Origin of the sequence: Herbiconiux sp., assembly GCF_004297105.1 — a bacterium.
Classification (GTDB): Bacteria; Actinomycetota; Actinomycetes; order Actinomycetales; family Microbacteriaceae; genus Herbiconiux.
In genome coordinates, this window is sequence record NZ_SCVE01000010.1 from 36,601 (window position 1) to 58,634 (window position 22,034).

General features: G+C 70.3%; 20 protein-coding genes. 13 read left to right on the plus strand and 7 right to left on the minus strand.

Annotated features, from left to right (window positions below; all coding sequences use genetic code 11):
- Positions 1-89 precede the first annotated feature (89 nt).
- Positions 90-329 (minus strand): MoaD/ThiS family protein, encoded by a 240-nt coding sequence (locus tag EPO52_RS05890; protein ID WP_290803342.1) that lies wholly within the window; start codon positions 327-329, stop codon positions 90-92.
- Between the two features lie 2 nt (positions 330-331).
- Positions 332-1,468 carry a GTP 3',8-cyclase MoaA gene (gene moaA, locus EPO52_RS05895; protein WP_290803345.1) on the minus strand — a complete coding sequence of 379 codons (1,137 nt, stop codon included), beginning with the start codon at positions 1,466-1,468 and terminating at the stop codon, positions 332-334.
- A 153-nt stretch (positions 1,469-1,621) separates the two neighbouring features.
- On the opposite strand from moaA, the gene EPO52_RS05900 reads away from it, so the two are divergent.
- The 6 genes from EPO52_RS05900 to EPO52_RS05925 all read left to right on the plus strand — a co-directional run bounded on the left by EPO52_RS05900 (position 1,622) and on the right by EPO52_RS05925 (position 8,252).
- Positions 1,622-3,043 (plus strand): molybdopterin molybdotransferase MoeA, encoded by a 1,422-nt coding sequence (locus EPO52_RS05900; RefSeq protein WP_290803348.1) that lies wholly within the window; start codon positions 1,622-1,624, stop codon positions 3,041-3,043.
- Entirely contained in the window at positions 3,036-3,515 is a 480-nt protein-coding gene (moaC, locus tag EPO52_RS05905; RefSeq protein ID WP_290803351.1) for a cyclic pyranopterin monophosphate synthase MoaC, read from the plus strand. Before EPO52_RS05900 ends, moaC begins: the two co-directional genes overlap by 8 nt.
- Entirely contained in the window at positions 3,512-4,015 is a 504-nt protein-coding gene (locus EPO52_RS05910) for a MogA/MoaB family molybdenum cofactor biosynthesis protein (protein ID WP_290803354.1), read from the plus strand. Before moaC ends, EPO52_RS05910 begins: the two co-directional genes overlap by 4 nt.
- Complete coding sequence (locus tag EPO52_RS05915) at positions 3,999-4,469, plus strand: molybdenum cofactor biosynthesis protein MoaE (RefSeq protein WP_290803357.1); 471 nt, start codon at positions 3,999-4,001, stop codon at positions 4,467-4,469. Before EPO52_RS05910 ends, EPO52_RS05915 begins: the two co-directional genes overlap by 17 nt.
- A gap of 118 nt (positions 4,470-4,587) precedes the next feature.
- The gene (locus EPO52_RS05920; RefSeq protein ID WP_290803360.1) at positions 4,588-5,391 is read left to right on the plus strand and encodes an FAD binding domain-containing protein; all 804 of its coding nucleotides are present in this window, start codon (positions 4,588-4,590) and stop codon (positions 5,389-5,391) included.
- Positions 5,388-8,252, plus strand: a complete 2,865-nt coding sequence (locus EPO52_RS05925; protein WP_290803363.1) for a molybdopterin cofactor-binding domain-containing protein — start codon at positions 5,388-5,390, stop codon at positions 8,250-8,252. The genes EPO52_RS05920 and EPO52_RS05925 overlap by 4 nt, the downstream gene beginning before the upstream one ends.
- A gap of 247 nt (positions 8,253-8,499) precedes the next feature.
- On the opposite strand, the gene EPO52_RS05930 is transcribed toward EPO52_RS05925, so the two are convergent.
- Complete coding sequence (locus tag EPO52_RS05930) at positions 8,500-9,396, minus strand: LysR family transcriptional regulator ArgP (RefSeq protein ID WP_290803368.1); 897 nt, start codon at positions 9,394-9,396, stop codon at positions 8,500-8,502.
- A gap of 71 nt (positions 9,397-9,467) precedes the next feature.
- Between EPO52_RS05930 and EPO52_RS05935 the strand changes: the two genes are divergently transcribed.
- Positions 9,468-10,313, plus strand: a complete 846-nt coding sequence (locus EPO52_RS05935; RefSeq protein ID WP_290803372.1) for a LysE/ArgO family amino acid transporter — start codon at positions 9,468-9,470, stop codon at positions 10,311-10,313.
- 29 nt (positions 10,314-10,342) lie between these two features.
- On the opposite strand, the gene EPO52_RS05940 is transcribed toward EPO52_RS05935, so the two are convergent.
- Positions 10,343-11,803, minus strand: coding sequence for an 8-oxoguanine deaminase (locus EPO52_RS05940; RefSeq protein WP_290803377.1), 1,461 nt, complete (start codon positions 11,801-11,803; stop codon positions 10,343-10,345).
- Complete coding sequence (locus tag EPO52_RS05945) at positions 11,800-12,945, minus strand: XdhC/CoxI family protein (RefSeq protein ID WP_290803380.1); 1,146 nt, start codon at positions 12,943-12,945, stop codon at positions 11,800-11,802. Before EPO52_RS05945 ends, EPO52_RS05940 begins: the two co-directional genes overlap by 4 nt.
- A 56-nt stretch (positions 12,946-13,001) precedes the next feature.
- Here EPO52_RS05945 and EPO52_RS05950 point away from each other — a divergent pair, with 56 nt between their 5' ends.
- Positions 13,002-14,348, plus strand: a complete 1,347-nt coding sequence (locus tag EPO52_RS05950; protein WP_290803383.1) for an amidohydrolase family protein — start codon at positions 13,002-13,004, stop codon at positions 14,346-14,348.
- Between the two features lie 641 nt (positions 14,349-14,989).
- On the opposite strand, the gene EPO52_RS05955 is transcribed toward EPO52_RS05950, so the two are convergent.
- Together EPO52_RS05955 and EPO52_RS05960 are read right to left on the minus strand one after the other, a co-directional pair.
- Positions 14,990-15,976 carry a PDR/VanB family oxidoreductase gene (locus tag EPO52_RS05955; protein ID WP_290803387.1) on the minus strand — a complete coding sequence of 329 codons (987 nt, stop codon included), beginning with the start codon at positions 15,974-15,976 and terminating at the stop codon, positions 14,990-14,992.
- A 94-nt stretch (positions 15,977-16,070) separates the two neighbouring features.
- Positions 16,071-16,631, minus strand: a complete 561-nt coding sequence (locus EPO52_RS05960) for an XRE family transcriptional regulator (RefSeq protein ID WP_290803391.1) — start codon at positions 16,629-16,631, stop codon at positions 16,071-16,073.
- 273 nt (positions 16,632-16,904) lie between these two features.
- Between EPO52_RS05960 and EPO52_RS05965 the strand changes: the two genes are divergently transcribed.
- From EPO52_RS05965 to EPO52_RS05985, 5 genes are all read left to right on the plus strand, one after another.
- Entirely contained in the window at positions 16,905-18,206 is a 1,302-nt protein-coding gene (locus tag EPO52_RS05965; RefSeq protein ID WP_290803394.1) for an amidohydrolase family protein, read from the plus strand.
- Between the two features lie 8 nt (positions 18,207-18,214).
- Positions 18,215-18,988 (plus strand): ABC transporter ATP-binding protein, encoded by a 774-nt coding sequence (locus EPO52_RS05970; RefSeq protein WP_290803397.1) that lies wholly within the window; start codon positions 18,215-18,217, stop codon positions 18,986-18,988.
- A gap of 34 nt (positions 18,989-19,022) precedes the next feature.
- Complete coding sequence (locus tag EPO52_RS05975; protein WP_290803401.1) at positions 19,023-19,871, plus strand: ABC transporter permease; 849 nt, start codon at positions 19,023-19,025, stop codon at positions 19,869-19,871.
- 99 nt (positions 19,872-19,970) lie between these two features.
- Positions 19,971-21,143: an ABC transporter substrate-binding protein gene (locus EPO52_RS05980; RefSeq protein ID WP_290803405.1), complete on the plus strand. Its 1,173-nt coding sequence runs from the start codon at positions 19,971-19,973 to the stop codon at positions 21,141-21,143.
- A 9-nt stretch (positions 21,144-21,152) separates the two neighbouring features.
- Complete coding sequence (locus EPO52_RS05985; protein ID WP_290803409.1) at positions 21,153-21,980, plus strand: SDR family NAD(P)-dependent oxidoreductase; 828 nt, start codon at positions 21,153-21,155, stop codon at positions 21,978-21,980.
- Positions 21,981-22,034: the final 54 nt, after the last annotated feature.

A 22,034-nucleotide genomic window follows, 5' to 3' on the forward strand; every position in this document is an offset into this window, starting at 1 on the left:
GGCCGAATCGCATAAGAAAGCGGGGGTTCGTCGACACTATGTCGATGAACCCCCTTTTTCTTATGCGATTCGGAACCCGGCGAAGGGCGTCAGCCGCCCGCGAAGGGCGGGAGCACGTCGAGCGTGTCGCCGTCGGCCAGCACGATGCGCCGGTCGGTGGTGGCCTGGCCGTTGTGCAGGAACGAGCACCGCGCGAGCACAGGTTCGGCGCCGGGCACTCCGGATGCCGCATCCGCGAGCACCTGGGCGATGGAGGTTCCGGCCTCCCGCTGCTGCTGCCCCACGCCGAGGGCCGACTTCGCCGCGGCGAAGTACCGAATTGTGATCACCGTCAGCCGCCGATCGCGCTCATGGGGCGGTCGGGCTGGGCGAACCCGGTCTCGTTCATGCGGTGACCCGAGGGCTTCGCCCACATGGCGCCCCGCCACAGATCGGCCACCTCGACGTCGTCGGCGCCCGCACGAATCGGGCCGAGCAGGTCGGTCTCGACGTGCGAGAAGAGGCAGCTGCGCACGGCGCCCTCAGCGGTGAGCCGGGTGCGCCGGCAGTCGGCACAGAACGGTTCGCTCACGCTGGCGATGATGCCCACGAGGCCGAGCATCCGGCTGTCCGGGCCCTCCGCTCGCTCACGCACCTGGAACAGTTCGGCCGGTGCACCATCGCGCGGCGCGTCGTCAGGGCTGAGGAGATAGCGGGCCGAGAGCCGCTCGCGGATGCCCGCGGCGGTGATCATCGAGTCGCGGTCCCAGGTGTGGTCGGCATCGAGTGGCATCTGCTCGATGAACCGCAGCTGGTGCCCCCCGGCGAGAGCCCACTCGAGCAGTTCGACGGCCTGGTGGTCGTTGACGCCGGGCATGAGCACGGCGTTGATCTTGGTCTCGCGGAGGCCCGCGGCGCGCACCGCGTCGATGCCCCCGAGCACCCGGTCGAGGAAGGGGCGGCGGGTGATCTTGGCGAAGGTCTCGGGGTGGATCGAGTCGAGCGACACATTGATGCGATCGAGCCCCGCCTCGGCCAGGGCCTCGGCCCGGCTCGAGAGGCCGATGGCGTTGGTGGTGAGCGAGATCTCGGGGCGCGGTTCGAGCGAGGCCACGGAGCGGATGATCTCGACGAGGTCGTTGCGCAGCAACGGCTCCCCGCCGGTGAACCGGATCTGCCGCACCCCGAACTCGGTCACCGCGATGCGGGCGAGGCGCGTGATCTCGTCGAGCGACATCAGCGCGGGCGGCGGCAGGAACGGCAGGCCTTCGGCGGGCATGCAGTAGGTGCAGCGCAGGTTGCAGCGGTCGGTGAGCGAGATGCGGAGGTCGGTGGCCTCGCGCCCGAACCGGTCGATGAGGCCGGATGCGGCCGGCCGCTCGGTCGGCAGGGCGACGGGTGGTCGCGTTCCGCTCGCCGCGACGGGCGCATCGCCGATCCCGCCGCTCCCGCTGGGGAGGCGGCGAGGCATTCCGAGGACCACGCTCATGCCACAACCCTACGTGCTCCCGCGGGGAGGCGGTCGTGGGCGACTCAGGTCGCGCGAATGTGTCTTCGTTGCTGCCTGAAGACAGATTCGCGCGACCTCGAGGGGTGCGGCCGGGTCAGGCGGGCGGGGTGCGGCATGGGGCAGACTGGGGCGATGCGAACGATCGAGGATCACCGTCGTGAGGTGACGGCTCTCGTCGGCACGATCTCGGCCGGCACCGAGGTGCTGACGGTGTCGGGTGAGGCGATGGCCTCCGATCCTTCGGCCTACGCGCATCGCGTGCTGGCCGCCGACGTGGTGGCGATGTCGAGCCTTCCCGCCTTCGACAACTCGCAGATGGACGGCTATGCGGTGCTCGCCGCCGACCTCGCCGGTGCCGCCCGTGACGCTGCCGCCCATCCACGCGATGGCGGAGGCAGCGGCTCCGGCGGCAGTGCAGGTCGGGGTTCCGGGCCCGTCACTCTGCCCGTGGCCGCCCGGGTGGCCGCCGGCGATCCGTTCGCCACCCACCTGCCGGGCACCGCCACGCCCGTGATGACCGGCGCGCCCATTCCCGTCGGGGCGGATGCCGTGGTGCAGATCGAGCGCGCCGACCCGCCGGTGTTTCCCGCCGAGGGGGGCGAGGCATCCGTCACCTTCACTGCGCCGGTCGAGCCGGGCACGTTCGTTCGTGCCGCCGGGAGCGATGTGAGTCGTGGCGAGCGTCTGCTGGCGGCGGGCACGGTGCTCGGGCCCGCGCACTACGGCGTGATCGCGGGCACGGGCGACACCTCGGTGAGCGTTCGCCGCCGGCCCGTGGTGCTGCTGGTGTCGACGGGTCACGAGATCCGGGAGCCGGGCACGACCCTCGCGCCCGGCCAGATCTTCGACGCCAACACCGCGGCCCTCACCGCGGCTCTGACACCCATCGGCGTCGTGGTGCGGCCCGCGCCGTGCCGTTCGGACGACGCGGCCGACCTGCTGGCCTTGCTCGAGCGCGAATGCGGTGGCGAACGAGACCGCGCCGGTGACCGCAACGCTGACCTCGCCATCGACAGCGACGGTAACGGCGACTCACTCACCGCAGCCGACCGCACGAGCGAGCACCCCATCGACCTCGTCGTCACGGTCGGCGGAGTCAGTGCCGGCGCCCGCGAGGTGGTGCGCGACGCCCTCGAACCACTCGGGGTCGAGTTCATGAAGGTGGCGATGCAGCCCGGAGGCCCGCAGGGCTTCGGGCTCGCGCGACTCGGCGATGCCGAGCTGCCCGTCGTGTGCCTTCCCGGCAACCCGGTGAGCGCCCTCGTCTCCTTCGAGGCATTCCTGCGACCGGCCCTCCTCTCCGCGCTCGGCATCGCCGACCCGCTGCGCGAACGGCGGCGCGGGCGAGCGGCGCATCCGTTCGACTCCCCGGCCACCCACCACCAGCTGCGCCGCGGCATCGTGCGCCCGGATGGCTCGCTCGAACTCATCGGGGGGCCCTCGAGTCACCTCCTGCACTCCTACGCGAACTCGACGGTGCTGGTGCACGTGCCGGTGGGCGTCACCGCGGTCGCGGAGGGCGACGAACTCGACTACTGGAGGATCGATGGCTGAGGGATCAGAACTCACGCATGTCGGCGCCGATGGGTCTGCCCACATGGTGGACGTCTCGGGCAAGGCTGTGACCGCGCGCATCGCCACGGCGCAGGCCGTGCTGCACACCCGACCCGACGTGATCGCCCTGCTCGTGGCGGGTGAGCTCCCGAAGGGTGAAGCCCTCGCGGTGGCGCGCGTGGCCGGCATCCTGGCCGCGAAGAAGACCTCCGACCTCATCCCGCTCTGCCACCCCCTGCCCATCAGCGGCGTGAACGTCGACTTCAGCGCCACCGACGACACCGTGCGGATCGTGGCCACCGTCACGACCACCGGCGTGACCGGAGTGGAGATGGAGGCGCTGACCGCCGCGTCCGTCGCCGCGCTCACCGTGTACGACATGATCAAGGCCGTCGACCGTGCCGCGCGGATCACCGACATCGAGGTGCTCGCCAAATCAGGTGGGGCGAGCGGCGACTGGGAGCGGGGATGAGCGACGCGGGAGGCCGCACCGAGCGACGCGCGCGCGTGATCGTGGCATCGAACCGCGCCGCAGCGGGTGTCTACGAAGACACGACCGGGCCCCTCATCCGGGACTGGTTCGAGACCCGGGGCTGGACCGTGTCGGTCGACGTGGTTCCGGATGGCGAGCCGGTGGGCATGGCGTTGCGCACGGCTGTGGCCGAAGGCGTCGACACCGTGGTGACCACGGGCGGAACCGGCGCCTCGCCGACCGATCGTACGCCGGAGCAGACCCGCTCCGTGCTCGATTTCGAGATCGCCGGCCTCGGCGAGGAGATCAGGCGGCGCGGGGCCGCGCACACGCCGCTCGCCCTGCTCTCCCGGGGAACCGCGGGCGTGGCAGGAAGCACTCTCGTGGTGAACCTCCCGGGCTCGACCGGCGGCGTGCGCGACGGGCTCGCGGTGCTGGGCGAGGTGCTCGATCACCTCATCGATCAGATCCATGGAGGCGACCATGCCAGGACCGACTGACATCGGCGGAATCCCGGGCGACGGCGCCTCACGAGCGGTGCGATTCGCCCGGATCTCGGAGGTGACGATCACCGTCGAGGAGTGCGTCGCGGCGGTGCAGGAGCGACAGGCCGGCGCGGTCGTCACCTTCGCCGGGGTCGTCCGCGACCACGACGAGGGGCGGGGCGTGCAGGGGCTGTCGTACTCGGCGCATCCGGCCGCCGGCGAGGCCATGGCGGCCTCCGCCGACCGGGTGGCCGCCGCGCATCCGGAGGTCGTGATCGCGGTCTCGCACCGCATCGGCGACCTCACCGTGGGAGATGTGGCGCTCGCGTGCGCGGTGTCGTCGGCCCACCGCGCCGCGGCATTCGCGGCCTGCGCGGAGCTGATCGACGACATCAAGGCGACCGTGCCGATCTGGAAGGAGCAGGCCTTCGACGACGGCAGCACCGAGTGGGTGGCGTCGCTCGGGTGATCCACTCCTGCACAACCTGGGAAGAGATGCGATTTCATCCCCAACAGGGGCTGCGTTACATCTCAGACACATTGTTGCGGTCTACTGAGTCGTGCACCTGCACTCGATCGGAGCCACTGTGGACTTGAACACCATCTCCCGCATCGTCCCCGCGCGCACCCGGGCCGATCTGGCCCCGCTCGACGCCCGAACCGCCCCGCTCGCCGGAGGCTCGTGGCTGTTCTCCGAAGAGCAAGACCACCTCACCGGCCTCATCGACCTGATGACCTTCGGCTGGCCGTCACTCACCCTCACGCCCGACGGCCTCACGGTTGCGGCCACGTGCACGCTCGCCGAGCTCGCAGCTCTGCCCGATGATCAGGGGTGGCCCGCGCATCCGCTGTTCTTCCAGTGCTGCACCGCCCTTCTGGGCTCGTTCAAGGTGTGGAACGTCGCCACGGTCGGCGGCAACATCTGCGCCTCGCTGCCGGCGGGCCCGATGACCTCGCTCTTCTCTGGCCTCGGGGCGGATGCGCTGGTCTGGCGTTCCGATGGCTCCGACGAGCGCATCCCGGTCGCCGCGTTCGTCACGGGCAACGGCACGAATCAGCTGCAGCCCGGCGACATCCTGCGCGCACTGCTCGTGCCACTGACCTCGCTGCAGGCCCGCACGGCCTACCGCAAGATCGCCCTCTCGCCCCTCGGCCGTTCGGGTGCGGTCATCGTCGGCCGGCTCGATGCCGACGGCGCCTTCACGCTCACGGTCTCGGGTGCCACGCTCCATCCCGAGCAGCTCGTGTACCGCACGGTTCCGGATGCGGCCACCCTCTCGTCCGACGTCGGCGCCATCGCCAGCTGGTTCACCGATCCGCACGGGGCCGCCGATTGGCGGCGCGCCGTGTCGACCGTTCTCGCCCTCGAGATCCTGGAGGAACTGCGATGAGGTTCATCATGAACGGTGAGCAGCTCGATGCCGAGCCCGCCGCCGGCCAGTGCCTGCGCACCTTCATCCGCGATCAGGGCCACTTCGAAGTCAAGAAGGGCTGCGACTCGGGTGACTGCGGAGCCTGCTCCGTGATCGTCGACGGCTTGCCCGTGCACTCCTGTGTCTACCCCGCCTACCGGGCCGAAGACCGCATCATCACCACGGTGGCCGGGCTCGGCGAGCCCGGCGACCTGAGCCCGGTGCAGCAGAGCTTCGTCGACAACGCCGGGTTCCAGTGCGGGTTCTGCACGGCGGGCATGGTGGTCACCGCCACGACGCTGAAGCCCGAACAGCTGGACGATCTGCCCCGGCTGCTGAAGGGCAACCTCTGCCGCTGCACGGGCTACCGCTCGGTGCGCACAGCGGTCACCGAGGGCGTCTGCGCGGCGGCCGCCCTGCGGGGCGACTCGGCCGTGGGCGGCTGCGGCGGCATCTGCGGCGGGCACCAGGATGCGGCGGCCGGTCACGCCGATTCTCCCGTCGAGGCGGCGAACGCTGCTCCCCCCGTGGCCGAGGTCGTCGACGTTCCCGTCACCGAGCCGCCCGCGAGCGTTCCCACGACGCTCACCGTGGGGCGCTCGATCGGAGCGCCCGCCGGCCCGCGCATCGTGAGCGGGCGCGAGCCGTACACGCTCGACATCGCAGTCCCCGGGGTCACGCACCTGAAACTGCTGCAGAGCCCCCACGCGCACGCCCGCATCCTGTCGATGGACACCTCGGCCGCCGAGGCATTGCCGGGTGTGCGCGCCGTCCTCACGGCCGCCGACTCGCCTGAGGCGCTCTACTCCACCGGTCGCCACCAGTTCCGCACCGACGACCCCGACGACACCCGGCTCTTCGACACGGTCGTGCGCTACCGCGGGCAGCGCATCGCAGCGGTGGTGGCCGACTCGATCGCCATCGCCGAGGAGGCGTGCCGGCTCATCCAGGTCGACTACGAGCTGCTCCCCGCCGTCTTCGACCCGGAGCAGGCCCGCCAGCCGGGCGCGCCGAGACTGCATGCAGACAAGGTGTCCTCCCGGTCGCGCATCGCGGAGCCCGATCGCAACGTGATCGCGGCGGTGCACAGCGAGATCGGCTCGGTCTCAGAGGCATTCGAGGCCGCCGATGCGCGGGTCTCCGGCACCTGGCAGACCCACCGCGTGTCGCATGCCGCCCTCGAGACGCACGCCACCATCGGCTGGGTCGACGACGACGGCCGGCTCGTGCTGCGCACGAGCAGCCAGGTGCCGTTCCTCGTGCGCGACGAGATCGCCCACATCTTCCAGCTCGACCCCGAGCGCGTGCGCGTGTTCACGGCCCGCGTCGGGGGCGGATTCGGCGGCAAGCAGGAGATCCTCACCGAAGACGTGGTCACCGCCGCGGTGCTGAAGACCGGTCTGCCGGTGCAGTTCGAGTTCACCCGCAGCGACGAGTTCTCCATCGCACCGTGCCGCCATCCGATGCGCGTGTCGGTCGAACTCTCCGCCTCGGCCGATGGCAAGCTCACCGCGATGGCCCTCGACGTGCTGAGCGACACCGGTGCCTACGGCAACCACGGTCCGGGCGTGATGTTCCACAGCGTCGGCGAGACCGTGAGCATCTACACGGCGCCGAACAAGAAGATCGACGCCGAGGTGGTCTACACGAACAACATCCCGTCGGGCGCGTTCCGCGGGTATGGGCTCGGCCAGGTGGTCTTCGCCATGGAGGCGGCGATGGACGAGCTGGCGGTGGAGCTCGGTATCGATCCCTTCGAACTTCGCCGCATCAACCGGGTGCGCCCCGGCGAGCCCCTCGTGGCCTCGCACGTCGAGGGCGACGACCTGGTGTTCGGCAGCTACGGGCTCGACCAGTGCCTCGATCTCGTCGAGAGCGCGCTGCGGCGCGGCAACGACGTGCCGTCGCCCGAGGGGGCGGAGTGGTCGGTCGGCACCGGGATGGCGTCGACCATGATCGCCACGATGCCGCCCCGCGGGCACTTCTCCACGGTCTCGATCACACTCGACGCCGATGGCTCCTACACCGCGGGCGTCGGCACCTCGGAGTTCGGCAACGGCACCACCACCGTGCACACCCAGATCGCCTCGAGTGTGCTGGGTACGGGAACGGAGCGCATCCGCATCCGTCAGTCCGACACGGATGCGGCGCAGTTCGACACCGGGGCGTTCGGCTCGGCGGGTACGGTCGTGGCCGGCAAGGCACTGCACGCGGCGGCCCTGGCCCTCAAGGCGTCGATCCTCCGAACGGCGTCGGAGATCGTGGGTGCGTGGAGTGAGGGTCACCTCGAGGCCGACGGTGTGCGCATCGGCGAGGATTTCGTGCCGCTGACCGCGATCGCGGCGGCCGCCGGCGGGTCGATCACAGAGACCGGTAGCGAAGACGGAGCACTGCGGTCGCTCGCGTTCAATGTGCATGCGTTCCGGGTGGGGGTGAACTCTGCCACGGGTGAGGTGCGCATCCTGCAGTCGGCGCACGCGGCCGACGCGGGGTTCGTCTTGAACCCCGAGCAGCTCCGGGGGCAGATCGAGGGCGGCGTGGCCCAGGCCATCGGGTCGGCCCTCTACGAGGAGATGATCCTCGACGAGGGCCTCGTCACGACCCAGGTGTTCCGGAGCTACCACCTTCCGCAGCTGGCCGACATCCCCGAGACCGAGGTGTACTTCGCCGAGACGGATGATTCGGTCGGTCCGTTCGGCGCGAAGTCGATGAGCGAGGCTCCCTACAACCCGGTGGCGGCTGCGCTCGCGAACGCGATCCGCAACGCGACGGGCGTGCGGCCGCACGAGCTCCCGATGTCGCGCGACCGCATCTGGAGGATGCTGCAGCCGGCCGGGTGAGCGGCGAAGCGCCGAAGCGCCGCAGTCCGAAGCCTCGGAGGCCAGCGCCGGAGGCCGAAGCGCCCCAGGCCCAAGCGCCGCAGCCCTAACCGCCCCAGCCCTAAGCGCCGAAGGCCCAAGGGCCGGAGGCCGAAGCGCCCCAGCCCTAAGCGCCGAAAGCCCAAGGGCCGGAGGCCGAAGCGCCCCAGCCCTCAGCACCGAAGGCCGAAGCTGCGGAGTCGGATGCCCAGGAGTCCGGGCGCCGACCTCAGTGGGCGAGCGGCTTCAGCGCCGCCGCGGCAGCGCGGCGCACCGTCGCGGCCACCTGCTCCAACGACGGCGTGTGCAATTGCCACTGCTGCCAGTAGAGCGGCACATCGATCGTGGCCTCCGGATCGACGAGCACGAGGTCGTCGACGCCATCGGCCTGGAGCTCGGGAACCATGCCCCAGCCGAACCCCAGACGTACCGCCTCCACGAAGTCGACCGAAGCGGGCACATAGTGGCGCGGCGGATCGACCACGCTGCCCGAACGTGCGGCGCGGCGCCGAAGCACCACATCCTGCAGATCGTCACGCCGGTCGAAGATCACCACCGGAGCGTGGGCGAAGGGCTCGTCCGAAGCATCCGGGGCCCCCGCGAACCAGCGGGCCGCGAACGCCCGACTCGCCATCGGCTGGTACCGCATCGCCCCGAGCGGCGTCGACGAGCACCCTTGCACCGCCTCGGCGACGCCCGTGATCGCCGCCATCGCGGTGCCGTCGCGCAACAGCGAGAGGGTGTGGCTCTGATCTTCGCGGTGGAAGTCGAATGCGATCTCGGCGGCAAGGGGTGCCAGTGCCGGCAGAATCCACGTGGCGAGGGAATCGGCGTTCACGGCGATGGGCATGCGGCTGCGGGACGCGTTCTCCTGCCCGAGCCCGCGACGCACGTCGTCGCCGAGAGCGTCGATCTGACGGGCGAAGCGCAAGATGATGCGTCCGGACTCCGTGGGCTCGATCGGCTTGCTCCGTTGCAGCAGCACCCGGCCCACGGATGTCTCGAGCGCCTTGATGCGCTGGCTCACCGCCGACGGAGTGACCCGAAGGCGACGGGCGGCCGCCTCGAAGGTGCCCTCGGAGACCGCAGCCTCCAACGCGGCCAGCTGTGAGATCTCGAAATCCACATTAGTCACTCTAATGTAGCCAAAGAAACATTAGCTGTACTTGCGATGAGATCGGCCTTAGCGTCACTTCTGTGACTCCCGCTCTCGACCCCCTCGCTCTCGTGGCCGGCCTCGGCTTCGGGCTCTCGCTCATCGTCGCGATCGGCGCGCAGAACGCCTTCGTCTTGCGGCAGGGTCTCCTTCGCCGCCACGTGTTCTCCGTGGTGGCGGTGTGCGCGATCTCCGACATCGTGCTCATCGGGCTCGGCATCGCCGGCGTAGGCGTGGCCTTCGAGCAGGTGCCCTGGCTCATGGTCGTGGCCCGCGCAGGCGGCGCCGCATTCCTCCTCGTCTACGCCGCCCTCGCGGCTCGACGCGCCCTTCGGCCCACTGCCCTCACCGCCGACGACCCGGAGCCGGATGAGGCATCCGACGCCCTGGTGAGCGCAGCGCAGGCATCCACCACAGCCGAATCCAGGCCCTCCCCCGTCACCACGTCGACCACACCCGCGATCGCTCGGCCCGGAGTTCCGTCCACCCCATCCGTCACACCCGCCATGCCACAGACCCCAGCCCCGGCCGACTCCGCGCAATCGGGGCACCCGCCCGCGGAGCGCGCATCCGTCACCCCGCTGCACCGCTCATCCGCCGGGCTGCTCGCCACCGTGCTCACCTGCGTGGCGCTCACCTGGCTGAACCCGCACGTCTACCTCGACACCGTGGTGCTCCTCGGCTCGGTGGCCAACACGCATGGTGACTCGCGGTGGCTCTTCGGCATCGGCGCCGCGATCGGCAGCATCGTGTGGTTCAGCGCCCTGGGCTACGGCGCGCGCTTCCTGCGCCCGCTGTTCGCACGGCCCGCGGCCTGGCGCGTGCTCGACGGCATCATCGCACTGATGATGGCGGGGATCGCCGTCTCACTGCTCCTCGGTCTCTGACCGCGGCAGGCCGACGCCGGCAGCCCGGGTCAGCGGCCGAGCAGCGCGGAGACCGCGCCCGTCACCCCCGCCGCGATGCGCCCCTCATCCGCATTCACCAACGCGCCCGAGCGCACCACCTCGCGCCCGTTCACGAGCAGCAGTGCGAGCGGCGGCTGCGAGCCGAGGGTCAGCGCCGCAACCGGATCCACGATGCCCGCGTGCGCGACGCCGTCGACCTTCCATAAGGCCAGATCTGCGAGCTTGCCCGTCTCGATCGACCCCAGCTCCGCCTCCCGGCCGAGCACCTTCGCGCCGCCGCGGGTGGCGACGTACAACGCATCCCGCCCACTCATCGCCGTGGCACCCGAGCGCAGACGGTTCATCAGAACCGCCATCCGGATCTCCGTTCCGAGCTCCCCCGACTCGTTGGAGGCCGAGCCGTCGACCCCGAGCCCGACCGGCACTCCGGCGGCCAGCAGCTGCGGAATCGGCGCGATTCCCGCGGCCAGCCGCGCGTTCGACGAGGGACAGTGCGCCACACCCGTGCCGGTGGCGGCGAAGCGGCCGATCGCGTCGTCGTCGAGGTGCACGCAGTGCGCCATCCACACGTCGTCGCCGAGCCAGCCGAGATCGTCGAGATACTGCGTGGGCGTTCGGCCGAAGCGCTCGAGGCAGAACGCATCCTCCTCCACCGTCTCCGAGCCGTGCGTGTGCAGCCGCACATCGAGCGATCGGGCCAGCACGGCCGCCTCCCGCAGCAGATCGGCGGTGACGGAGAAGGGCGAGCAAGGCGCGATGGCGATCTTCACCATCGCCTCGCGGGAGGGATCATGGAAGCGGGCCACCGCATCCGCGCTCGCCTGCAGCGCGTCGGCCGTGGTCTCCACCGCGAAGTCGGGCGGCAGGCCTCCCTGCGACGCGCCGAGGTCCATCGACCCGCGCGTGCCGTGCAGGCGCACTCCGAGAGTGCCGGCGGCATCGACGATGGAGCCCAGGATGTCGCCACCACCCTGCGGGAAGACGTAGTGGTGGTCGCCCATCGTGGTGCACCCCGAGAGCGCACCCACGGCGAGGCCGCCGAGAGCACCCGGCCCCACCGTGTCGGCCGTGATGCGCGACCACGTCGGGTAGAGGGCGGTGAGCCAGTCGAAGAGGATGGCGTCTTGAGCGATACCGCGGGTGAGCCACTGGTAGAGGTGGTGGTGGGTGTTGATGAGTCCGGGCGTGAGCAGATGGCCGCGGCCGTCGATGCGTGTGACCGAGCGCGGCGCGGATCGCCCCGCATCCGCCGACGCGGTGCCCGCGATCGAGGCCGAAACAGGAGCCGAAGCGGGCGCATCCCACCCCTGAAGCGCCCACTCAGGCGCCGCGCCAGCGCCTACGGCCACGATCTCCGCGCCGTCGATCACGACATGGCCGGCGTCGTATTCCGTTCCGGCTCTGTCGACCGTCGCGATGTAGGCGCCGTCGATCACGAGCCGGGAATCCAGTGCGCCGTTCGCGCTCATGCTCCTCCTCCGCCTGCTCCGGGCCGTTCGGCGAGCTGCCGGGCCGCGTGGATGGCACCTGTCGTCGCACACAACGACCGCCTGCTGGCGCCATTCCTGACCGCCAGCACCTCAGCCAGGATCGACACCGCCGTCTCCTCGGGGCTCGACGCACCGAGGTCGAGCCCGATCGGCGAGTGCAGCGACGCGAGGGCGGATTCGTCGATGCCGCGTTCGCGCAGCTTCGCGATCCGCCGCTCATGGGTGGCGCGCGAGCCCATCGCGCCCACGTAAGCCACGGGCAGCGCCAAGGCGGCCTCGATCAGGGGTACGTCGAACTTGTCGTCGTGAGTCAGGATGCACACCACGGTGCGCTCGTCGACCTCCGTCTGGGCGAGGTAGTCGGTGGGCCACTGGTTCACCACCTCGGCGGCGGGGAAACGATCCGGGGTGGCGAAGACCGGCCGCGCATCGCACACGGTGACCCGGTAGCCGAGCAGAGCCGCGGCGTTCGAGAGCGCCACCGAGAAGTCGACCGCCCCGAACACGATCAGGCGCGCGGGCGGAGCACTCACGAGGAACACCGCATCGACCGCCGCCCCCTCGCACTCGACCTGCCGTCGCACCGATCGCCCCGCGTGGATGCTCGCCCGCAACTCCTCGCGCACCCGCTGCCGCACGCGCCCTGACGTGTGGTTCACGAGCGGCGCGGCGGTGCCGGCGGATGCGGCGAGGAGCTCGAGCGGACCCTCCGCGCTCTCGCACAGCAGCGCTACCCCCGCTGCGCGGCCGTCGCGAGCGTTCTCGAGTTCCGCTCGCACGTCGTCGGGGACGGCATTCCGCGCGCCCACGGGAGCGATCTCCTGCACCGACACCGTCAGGCGGCCGCCGCAGGAGAGTCCGACCGCGAACGCGTCATCATCCGTGAAACCGAATGTGCAGACCTCCGCCGAACCGGTCTCCAGAACCCGGGTGCACGCCTCGTACACGGCGCCTTCGACGCAGCCGCCGGAGATGCTGCCGATCACGCGGCCCTCGTCGTCGACCGCCATGGATGTGCCCAAGGCACGCGGCGCACTGCCGTCGACGGCGATCACGGTCGCCACCGCGAGACGGCGCCCGCTCGCGAGCGAGGAGAGCAGAGCCGACGCGAGTTCGAGCATCCGTTCACCGTCCTCTCCGTCATCAGCCTGACACACGGGCGTGTTAGAAATTCCCCATGATCATCATCCACGATGCCGACCATGTCTTCGTCGACGCCCAGACGGAGAGCACCGGCACCACCCTGACCGTCACGGATGTGGTGCAGGGCATCGGCGATCGGGCGCACACGCAGGCAGCCGCATCCGGGGCACCCCTCGACGCGGAGGTCGTTCACCTCGACGCCACGGGATGCGTCGTGACCCCCGGGCTCGTCAATGCTCATCACCACCTGCTGCAGAGCGCCTTCCGAACCCTCCCCGGCACCCGGGGCGTGCCGATGCACGTCTGGCTGCCCACGATGGCCGCCGAGTATGCGCGCATCGGAATCGATCCCGAACTCGCGCGTGCCTCTGCGCTCGTCGGGGTCGCCGAAGGTCTCTTGAGCGGCGTCACCACCGTCGCCGACCACCACCTCACCTGGCCGTCCGGCGCCGACACGGTCGGCATCGCCCGTGCCACGGCCGACGCTGCCCGCGAGCTCGGGGGTCGCCTCGCTTTAGTGCGCGGGTCGGCCCGCGACGACCCCGAGGAGGCCGCCGCATCCGCCGACGCGATCGCCGATGCGCTGGTTCCGGATGCTCCGCACGGCATCACCGCCGACGGTCTCTTCCAGCTCGCGGTCGGCCCGGCCGGCGTGCACAGCGACAGCGAGGCCACGTTCCGGCTGCTCGGCGAGGTGGCCTCACGTCGCGGACTCCGCCGCCGCACCCAGGCCAATGAGCAGGTCGACGTGGCGATCGCGCTCGAGAAGTACGGCCGGCGCCCGATCGCGCTGCTCGAGGAGTGGGGCTGGCTCGCCGACGACGTCACGCTCGCGCACCTCTGCGCCGTCACCGACGACGAGATCGCCCAGCTCGCCGCGCACGGTGTGACCGCGACGCACGCCCCCGGATGCGACCTGCCGATGGGCTGGGGCATCGCCCCCGTCGCGGCGCTGCGCGAGGCGGGCATCCCGGTGGGGCTCGGCACGAGCGGCGGCGGCAGCAACGACGCGGGCCATCTGCTCGCGGATGCCCGGCTGGCGATGCAGGTCGCCCCGCTCGTCGGGCCGCCCATCGATGCTCGCGGCATCCTGTCGATGGCAACGTCGGGCTCGGCGATCGGCCTCGGCCGCCCCGAGCTCGGCCACCTGCGGCCGGGCGCCGCCGCCGACCTCTGCGTCTGGGACGTGTCGGGCGTCGCCGACGCGGGCGTCGCCGACCCCGTGGCCGGCCTGCTGTGGGCGTCGCCGGGCCGCCGCCCGAGGCACGTCGTGGTGGCCGGCCGGGTCGTGGTGCGCGACTACGAGCTCGTCGCCCACGACCAGCGTTCCCTCGCGGCAGACCTCACGCGACTTCTGGCCGCCCGCCGCGCCGCCCGGTGACGGCATCTGCGGCGGAACGCGCGCGCCGGTTGCCACAACGCATGGCAACCCGCATCCGACCCCACCCACTCATCGACCCACGCACGCGCACACACCACGCCGACGTGCCACAAACTGCGGCCTACACGCGCCACTTGCCACAACTTGTGGCAACCAGAAGTAGGGCACACCCGCCCGCACGCTCCCGGCCCCATCGAGTCGCCACCAAGTGTTGCCCAGGGGCGCGGGTTGCCACAACTTGTGGCAACCAGAAGTAGGGCACACCCGCCCGCATGCTCCCGGCCCCATCGAGTTGCCGCCAAGTGTTGCCCAGGGGCGCGGGTTGCCACAACTTGTGGCAACCCGGAGTAGGGCCGCACCTGCACGTACCCGCGCGCGGCATCGAGTTGCCACCACGTGTTGCCCAGGCCCGGCAATTGCCACAACTTGTGGCAATCCGGAGCGGGGCCACACCTACACGCACCCGCCCGCAACATCGAGTTGCCACCACATGTTGCCCAGGGGCGCTGGTTGCCACAACTTGTGGCAACCAGGAGTGGAGCCGCGCGTGCACGCACCCGCGCGCGGCATCGAGTTGCCACCACGTGTTGCCCAGGGGCGCGGGTTGCCACAACTTGTGGCAACCCGGAGGAGGGGCGCGGCTAGAGCTCGAGCACCAGGCGCGGGCACGCCGCGCGCGAGACGCAGATCATCATGACCTCGTTCGCCTCCTGCTCGTCGGGGGTGAGCACCGAGTCGCGGTGCTCGACCTCGCCCGACACCACGGGCGTCTCGCAGGTACCGCAGGTGCCCTCGCGGCACGACGACAACACCAGTACGCCGGCATCCTCCACCACCTCGAGGATCGTGCGATCCGGCGGCACCGTCACGGTGAGCCCCGAGATCTCGAGCTCCACCTCGAAGGCCTCATGCCGCACCGGTTCGGCCACCGCACGAGCCTCGAAGCGCTCGAGATGCAGGGTGCCCGACGGCCAGCGAGCGGATGCGGCAAACGACTCGAGCTCGGTGAGCATCCGCGCCGGCCCGCAGCAGTACACCGCAACAGGTTTCGAGACAGAACCACCGGAGAGAGACGCGAGGTCGAGCCGGTGCCCCGCCTCCGGCGTGTACACCGAGACGTGTGACCCGTACGAGGCGACGAGCTCGTCGACGAAGGGCATCCGCTCGAGCGAGCGCCCGGCGTAGTGCAGCTCCCAGGAGACCCCGGCCGCGGCCACGGCGCGCACCATCGGCAGGATCGGCGTGATGCCGATGCCCCCCGCCACGAACACGTAGTGCGGCATCAACGGAGTCGACGCGGGCGGCAGCGACAGCGCGAAGTGGTTGAGCGGCCCCCGCACCCGTAGCGACGTGCCCTCGACGATGTGCTCGTGCACGTGCAGCGATCCGCCGCGCCCGTCGGGCTCGCGCAGCACGGCGACCGTGTACCGGGAGAGATCCGACGGGTCGCCGCAGAGCGAGTACTGCCGCTCCACGCCCTCCTGCACCGTCACGTCGAGGTGCGCTCCCGGCGCCCAGGCGGGCAGCGACGACCCGTCGGCGGCCCGCAGCTCGAGCAGCACGACATCCGTCGCCACCGCCCGCGCCGCCGACACGACCATCTCGATCTCGGCCAGCTCGACACTCACGACACGACCCCCACGAACGAGACGACCGCGAACAAGACGAACGACACGAGCAAGACGAACGACACGAGCAACACGAACGACTCGGACAACACGATCACGACCCCGCCCGCCGCTCTTTCACGATGAACAGGTGGTACTCGCCGTCGCCCCGCGAGCACCAGCGGTGCAGGGTGCCTCCGGCGTAGTGGATCGAGTCGCCCGGCTCCAGCTCGAACTCCCCCTCGTCGGCGAGGTCGACGAGCACGGAACCGCCCACGACGTGCAGGAACTCGTCTTCCTCGTGGGTGTAGAACTCGCCGAGCGAACGGTTCGAACCGCGGAACTCCAGGGGGATGAAGGGCACGTCGCCGTGCACCAGGATGCGGGCCTCGCCACCGCCGAACGGCCCCTGCGGCCCCTCCCTCCGCCGCACCATCGACACCCGCCCGGTGCCGGTCGTGGGGGGCAGCAGGTCGTCGGTGGCCGCGGCGATCAGCTCGATCTGGCTGGAGCCGAGTGCCCGCGCGATCTTCTCGAGCGACACCATGCTGGGCCGCGCCTGCCCACGTTCGAGCTGGCTGAGGAACGGATGCGACAGCCCGGCGAGCCGCGCCAGCTCCACGAGCGTGAGGCCGCGAGCGCGGCGGAACGAGCGGATGCGCGCGCCGAGGCGCACGGTCTGCTCGTCGAGTGCGACGCTTCCAGACGTGATGGGGCACCTCCTTCTGCTCGCCCTGTCAGTGAGACAGTAACCACGAAACGCGCCCCGCGCGAAATCGTCCCCACCCGCAATTTACATTCGGAAATGCTCGCGTTACGCGCCGGAAACGAGCCGTCCGTAGCGTGGCCCATGTTGAACCCATCAACATCCATGCCAACGATCACCTCGACGACGCGATGATCATCACCCGGGTCTGAGAGACCTGTCGTCTGAGGGGAGATCGCTTCGATGAACGTCCTCCCCCGCACCCTCACCCGGCTAACGGATGCCACCCTCGCCGACGGTTCGCGGGTCGACGTGGAGATCACCGGCGACACGGTCACGGCGGTCACGCCGGCCGGCAGCGGTGACGGCGACAGTCACATCAGCCGCCGAGGAACCACCGGCGCCGACGCCGACGCCGACTCCACCCTCAACCTCGACGGCTTCCTGCTCCTCACGGCCCCGGCCGAGCCGCACGCCCACCTCGACAAGGCCCTCAGCTGGGATCTGATCGAGCCGCCGATGGGAGACCTCGTTCTCGCCATCGAGTCGTGGAAGCGCTACTCGGCGGGCATGACCACGGAGTCGATCGCCGACCGCGCCCGGCAGCAGGCCCTCGCGATGCTGGCGAACGGCATCACCGCCATCCGCTGCCACGTCGACCTGCTCTCGGGCGATGAGCCGATGCGCGGCGTGCGCGCCCTCGTGCAGGTGCGCGATGAACTCAGGGAGCTGCTCGACCTCGAACTCGTGGCCCTCGCCGGCCCGAACGTGCCGAGCGGGCAGGTGCTCGAGGCCCTCGAACTCGGCGTCGACCTCGTGGGCGGCGCCCCCCACCTCGCCGACGACCCCGATGCCGACCTCCGCCGCCTGCTCGCCATCGCCGCGAGCCAGGGGGTCGGGGTCGACATGCACACCGATGAGAGTCTCGGCGGAGCGCTCACCCTGCGCACCCTGGCCTCCGTGGTGCGCGACTGGCCCTCCACCCAGCCGGTGACCGCGGGGCACTGCGTGCGGCTCGGCACCCTCGAGCAGGCCGAACTGGCCGAGGTCGTGGCCGAGATCGTGCGGAGCGACATCGGCATCGTCACGCTCCCCATCACGAACCTCTACCTGCAGGGCTGGGAGCATCCGGTCTCCACCCCTCGCGGTCTCACCGCCGTGCGCGCCCTGCTCGACGCGGGAGCGCGGCTGGGCGCCGGCGCCGACAACGTGCGCGACCCCTTCAACCCCGTAGGGCGCAGCGACGCTCTCGAGACCGCCTCGCTGCTGGTCACGGCCGGCCACCTCACGCTCGACGAGGCCTACGCCGCCGTGTCGAGCGGCGCTCGCTCGGTCATGAGCCTGCCCGAGGCCGGCGTGGTGGTCGGCGCCAAGGCCGAGCTCCTCGCGGTGCGTGGCGTGAACCTCTCGGATGTCGTCGCCAACGCCTCGGCCGACCGCTACGTCGTGCACGCCGGCCGTCTGGTCGCCCAGAGCGAAGTCACCCGCCACATCGCCCCCATCATCACGTCCCGATCCACCGAAGCCATTCTCGAAACGAGGTGAGAAGCTCCATGTCCATCGCCACCCCTCCTGTCGCTCCCGCGACCACGACCGATCAGCTGTTGCATTTCGAGGACGTCGCCATGACGTTCCCGAACGGCACGACGGCGCTCTCCGGAGTGTCACTGACCGTCAACCGCGGCGAGTTCGTCACCGTCGTCGGCCCCTCCGGATGCGGCAAGAGCACCCTGTTGCGCATCGCATCCGGTCTCACCCCCGCCACCGAGGGCGTCACGCAGGTCGACACGAGCCGCATCGGCTACGTCTTCCAGGATGCGACGCTGCTCCCCTGGCGCGACGTGCAGTCCAACGTGGAACTGCTCGCCGAGCTGAACGGAAAGCCCAAGAAGGACAGGCAGAAGACGGCCAAGGAGGCCATCGACCTCGTGGGCCTGACCGGCTTCGAGAAGCATCTCCCCCGCACGCTCTCGGGCGGCATGAAGATGCGCACGAGCCTCGCCCGCAGCCTCACCCTCGACCCCGAGCTCTTCCTCTTCGACGAGCCGTTCGGCGCACTCGACGAGATCACCCGCGAGCGCCTCAACGACGAGCTCATCAAGCTCTTCACCGAGCAGCAGTTCGCCGGCCTCTTCATCACGCACTCCGTGTCGGAAGCGGTGTACCTCTCCACCAAGGTCGTCGTCATGTCGGGCCGCCCCGGCAAGATCGTCGACGAGTTCCCGGTGGAGTTCCCCTTCCCCCGCGACCCCGACATCCGCTTCACCGCCGAATTCGCCGAACTCTGCGGCCAGGTCTCGCACGCACTCCGAGAGGGCCACCACTGATGATCCCCGCAGCTCCCCGAGAAGGCGACCGCTCATGACCACCACGCCCCCGGCTCCCCCGAAGAACCGCACCCTGATGCGGCCCGCCACCGTGCGCACCACGAAGAACCGGACGGCGACCTGGCTGCCGCCGATCGCGGTGTTCGCGGGCGTTCTGGCCATCTGGTACGCCATCAGCTACCTGATCCTCGACGAGAAGCGCCGCTTCCTGATGCCTCCGCCCCACGAGGTGCTCGCGGCGTTCTTCGACCCGAAGACCTTCAACGAACTCGTGGTGGCGCTGGGGCGCACCACCTTCGTGGCTCTCATCGGCCTCGCCGTGGCGATCGTGATCGGCGTGCTCTGGGCCATCGCGATGAGCCAGGCCAAATGGGTCGAGCGCTCGCTCTACCCCTACGCGGTGGTGCTCCAGTGCATCCCGATCCTGGCGCTCGTGCCGCTGATCGGCTTCTGGTTCGGCTTCGACTACCCGGCCCGCATCATCGTGTGCGTGATGATCGCGCTGTTCCCGATGGTCTCGAACACCCTCTTCGGCCTCCAGTCGGTCGATCGCGGGCAGCGTGAGCTCTTCCAGCTGCAGCGCGCCAACCGCTGGACGGTGCTCACCAAGCTCGAGTTCCCCGCCGCCCTGCCGGCGATCTTCGCCGGGATGCGCATCTCCGCCGGTCTCGCCGTGGTCGGCGCCATCGTCGGCGACTTCTTCTTCCGCCGCGGAGACCCGGGTCTCGGGTCCCTGCTCAGCACCTACACCTCGCGGCTCCAGTCCGCAGAGCTGTTCGCCGCGATCATCACCGCAGCGCTCCTCGGAGTGGCGATCTTCGCCATCTTCGGCTGGATCGGCAAGCGCGTCGTCGGTCGTTGGTACGACTTCTCGGCCAGCTGAGCCACGACGACCTCCGGATGCGGCCCTCGGGCGGCATCCGGCCCCACCTGTCCCACCGCACCACAATCACACGCACCGCACCCACTACAAGGAGATGACATGCGCAGCACCCGAACACGGCTCGTCCTCGCAGCCGGACTGGTCGCCACCACCGCACTCGCCCTGACTGCCTGCAGCAGTTCAGGCGGCACCGACACCTCGACCTCCTCGGCCGACACCGCCATCGGCGCCACCGACCTCTCCGGCGTGTGCCCGGCGAACGTGGTGCTGCAGACCGACTGGAACCCGGAGGCCGAGCACGGCCACCTCTACGAGCTGCTCGGGCCGAACCCGACGATCGACGCCGCCAACAAGAAGGTCTCCGGCCCGCTCTACTCGAACGGCGAGTACACGGGGGTCAACGTCGAGATCCGCTCGGGCGGACCCGCGATCGGATTCCAGAACGTCACCTCGACGATGTACCAGGACCCCGACATCCTGCTCGGCTACGTCTCCACCGACGAGCAGATCCAGAACTCGGCCGACTTCCCCACCACGGCCGTCTTCGCTCCGCTGGAGAAGAGCCCGCTGATGATCATGTGGGACCCGGCGACCTACCCCGACGCCAAGACGATCAAGGACGTCACGAGCCAGGGCGCCGTGGTGCGCTACTTCGCGAACTCCGCCTACATGGAGTACCTGACGTCGGCCGGCATCGTGCCCGCGGCCCAGGCGGACGGCTCCTACGACGGCACCCCGGCCAACTTCGTGGCCGACCAGGGCAAGGCCGCGCAGCAGGGCTTCGCCACCGCTGAGCCGTACATCTACGAGAACGAGGTCGCCGACTGGATGAAGCCGGTGAACTTCCAGCTGATCAACGACACGGGCTACGACTACTACCAGTCGGTGATGGCCATCCGCACGGGCGACCTCGAGAAGAACTCGGACTGCCTCAAGGCGCTGGTTCCCGTTCTGCAGCAGGCCGAGGTGGACTACTTCGCCGACCCGACCGCGGTCAACTCGCTGATCCTCGACCTGGTCTCCCAGTTCGACACCGGCTGGGTCTACTCGCAGGGCGTCGCCGACTACTCGTTCAAGACCATGACCGACCTCGGCATCGTCTCGAACGGCGACAACGACACGATCGGCGACTTCGACGATGCGCGACTGTCGGACTTCTTCGACCAGACCCTGCCGATCTTCCAGAACCTCGGCACCCCGCCGGCCGACGGCCTGAAGGCCACCGACCTGTACACGAACGACTACATCGACACCTCCATCGGTCTCAAGTAGTCCTCTCCGGTGGCCGGTCCTCGGGCCGGCCACCGGGCCACCCTCCAGAAAGGCACCCTCGCCATGGCGCTCCCCTCCACGGTCACCGCCCGACCAGCTCTCCCCCGGCTCGAGGGAAAGCGCGTCGTGGTCACGGGTGGGGCGCGTGGCATCGGGGCGGCCATCGCCCGGCGCTGCGCGGCCGAGGGTGCTGAGGTCAGCGTCCTCGACCGCCTCGCCGAGCAGGGCAGCGCCTTCGCCCAGGAGATCGGCTGCCACTTCTTCCCCGTCGACCTCACCGACGGCGCGAGCACCACGGATGCCCTCGGTGCAGCCATCGAGAAGCTCGACGGCATCGACGTGCTCATCAACAACGCCGGCATCCTCCGTTTCTCCCCGCTTCTCGACATCTCGGTCGAGGAATGGGACGCCATGTTCGCCATCAACACCACGGCGATGCTCGTCACCACGCAGATCGCCGCGCGCGCCATGATCGCCGCCGGATCCGGCGGAACGATCATCAACCTGGCCAGCATGGCCGGCAAGACCGGTGGCGCCGGACAGGGTCACTACGCCGCCTCCAAGGCCGCCGTGATCGCTCTCACCCGGGTGACCGCGCTGGAACTCGGCGCATCCGGGATCACCGCCAACTGCATCTGCCCCGGCTACGTGCTCACCGAGATGGGCGCCGCCACGCGCACCAAAGCCGACGTGGCCGAGTGGTCGACCTACTCGCCGCTCGGCCGTCTGGCCGACCCCGACGACGTGGCCGGGGTCGCCGTCTTCCTCGCCTCCGCCGATGCCGGCTACATGACCGGCCAGGCGGTGAACGTCACCGGCGGGATGCTCATGCACTGAGCATCCGCTCCGCACGCCTCCCACCCGACCGCCCGCCCGACCGCCCGCCCGCAA

Bases quoted from the DNA above. Each gene is read 5' to 3' on its own strand.
- moaA (WP_290803345.1), bottom strand. From the start codon at position 1,468: ATGAGCGTGGTCCTCGGAATGCCTCGCCGCCTCCCCAGCGGGAGCGGC.
- EPO52_RS05900 (WP_290803348.1), top strand. From the start codon at position 1,622: ATGCGAACGATCGAGGATCACCGTCGTGAGGTGACGGCTCTCGTCGGC.
- moaC (WP_290803351.1), top strand. From the start codon at position 3,036: ATGGCTGAGGGATCAGAACTCACGCATGTCGGCGCCGATGGGTCTGCC.
- EPO52_RS05910 (WP_290803354.1), top strand. From the start codon at position 3,512: ATGAGCGACGCGGGAGGCCGCACCGAGCGACGCGCGCGCGTGATCGTG.
- EPO52_RS05915 (WP_290803357.1), top strand. From the start codon at position 3,999: ATGCCAGGACCGACTGACATCGGCGGAATCCCGGGCGACGGCGCCTCA.
- EPO52_RS05925 (WP_290803363.1), top strand. From the start codon at position 5,388: ATGAGGTTCATCATGAACGGTGAGCAGCTCGATGCCGAGCCCGCCGCC.
- EPO52_RS05940 (WP_290803377.1), bottom strand. From the start codon at position 11,803: ATGAGCGCGAACGGCGCACTGGATTCCCGGCTCGTGATCGACGGCGCC.
- EPO52_RS05945 (WP_290803380.1), bottom strand. From the start codon at position 12,945: ATGCTCGAACTCGCGTCGGCTCTGCTCTCCTCGCTCGCGAGCGGGCGC.
- EPO52_RS05950 (WP_290803383.1), top strand. From the start codon at position 13,002: ATGATCATCATCCACGATGCCGACCATGTCTTCGTCGACGCCCAGACG.
- EPO52_RS05965 (WP_290803394.1), top strand. From the start codon at position 16,905: ATGAACGTCCTCCCCCGCACCCTCACCCGGCTAACGGATGCCACCCTC.
- EPO52_RS05970 (WP_290803397.1), top strand. From the start codon at position 18,215: ATGTCCATCGCCACCCCTCCTGTCGCTCCCGCGACCACGACCGATCAG.
- EPO52_RS05975 (WP_290803401.1), top strand. From the start codon at position 19,023: ATGACCACCACGCCCCCGGCTCCCCCGAAGAACCGCACCCTGATGCGG.
- EPO52_RS05980 (WP_290803405.1), top strand. From the start codon at position 19,971: ATGCGCAGCACCCGAACACGGCTCGTCCTCGCAGCCGGACTGGTCGCC.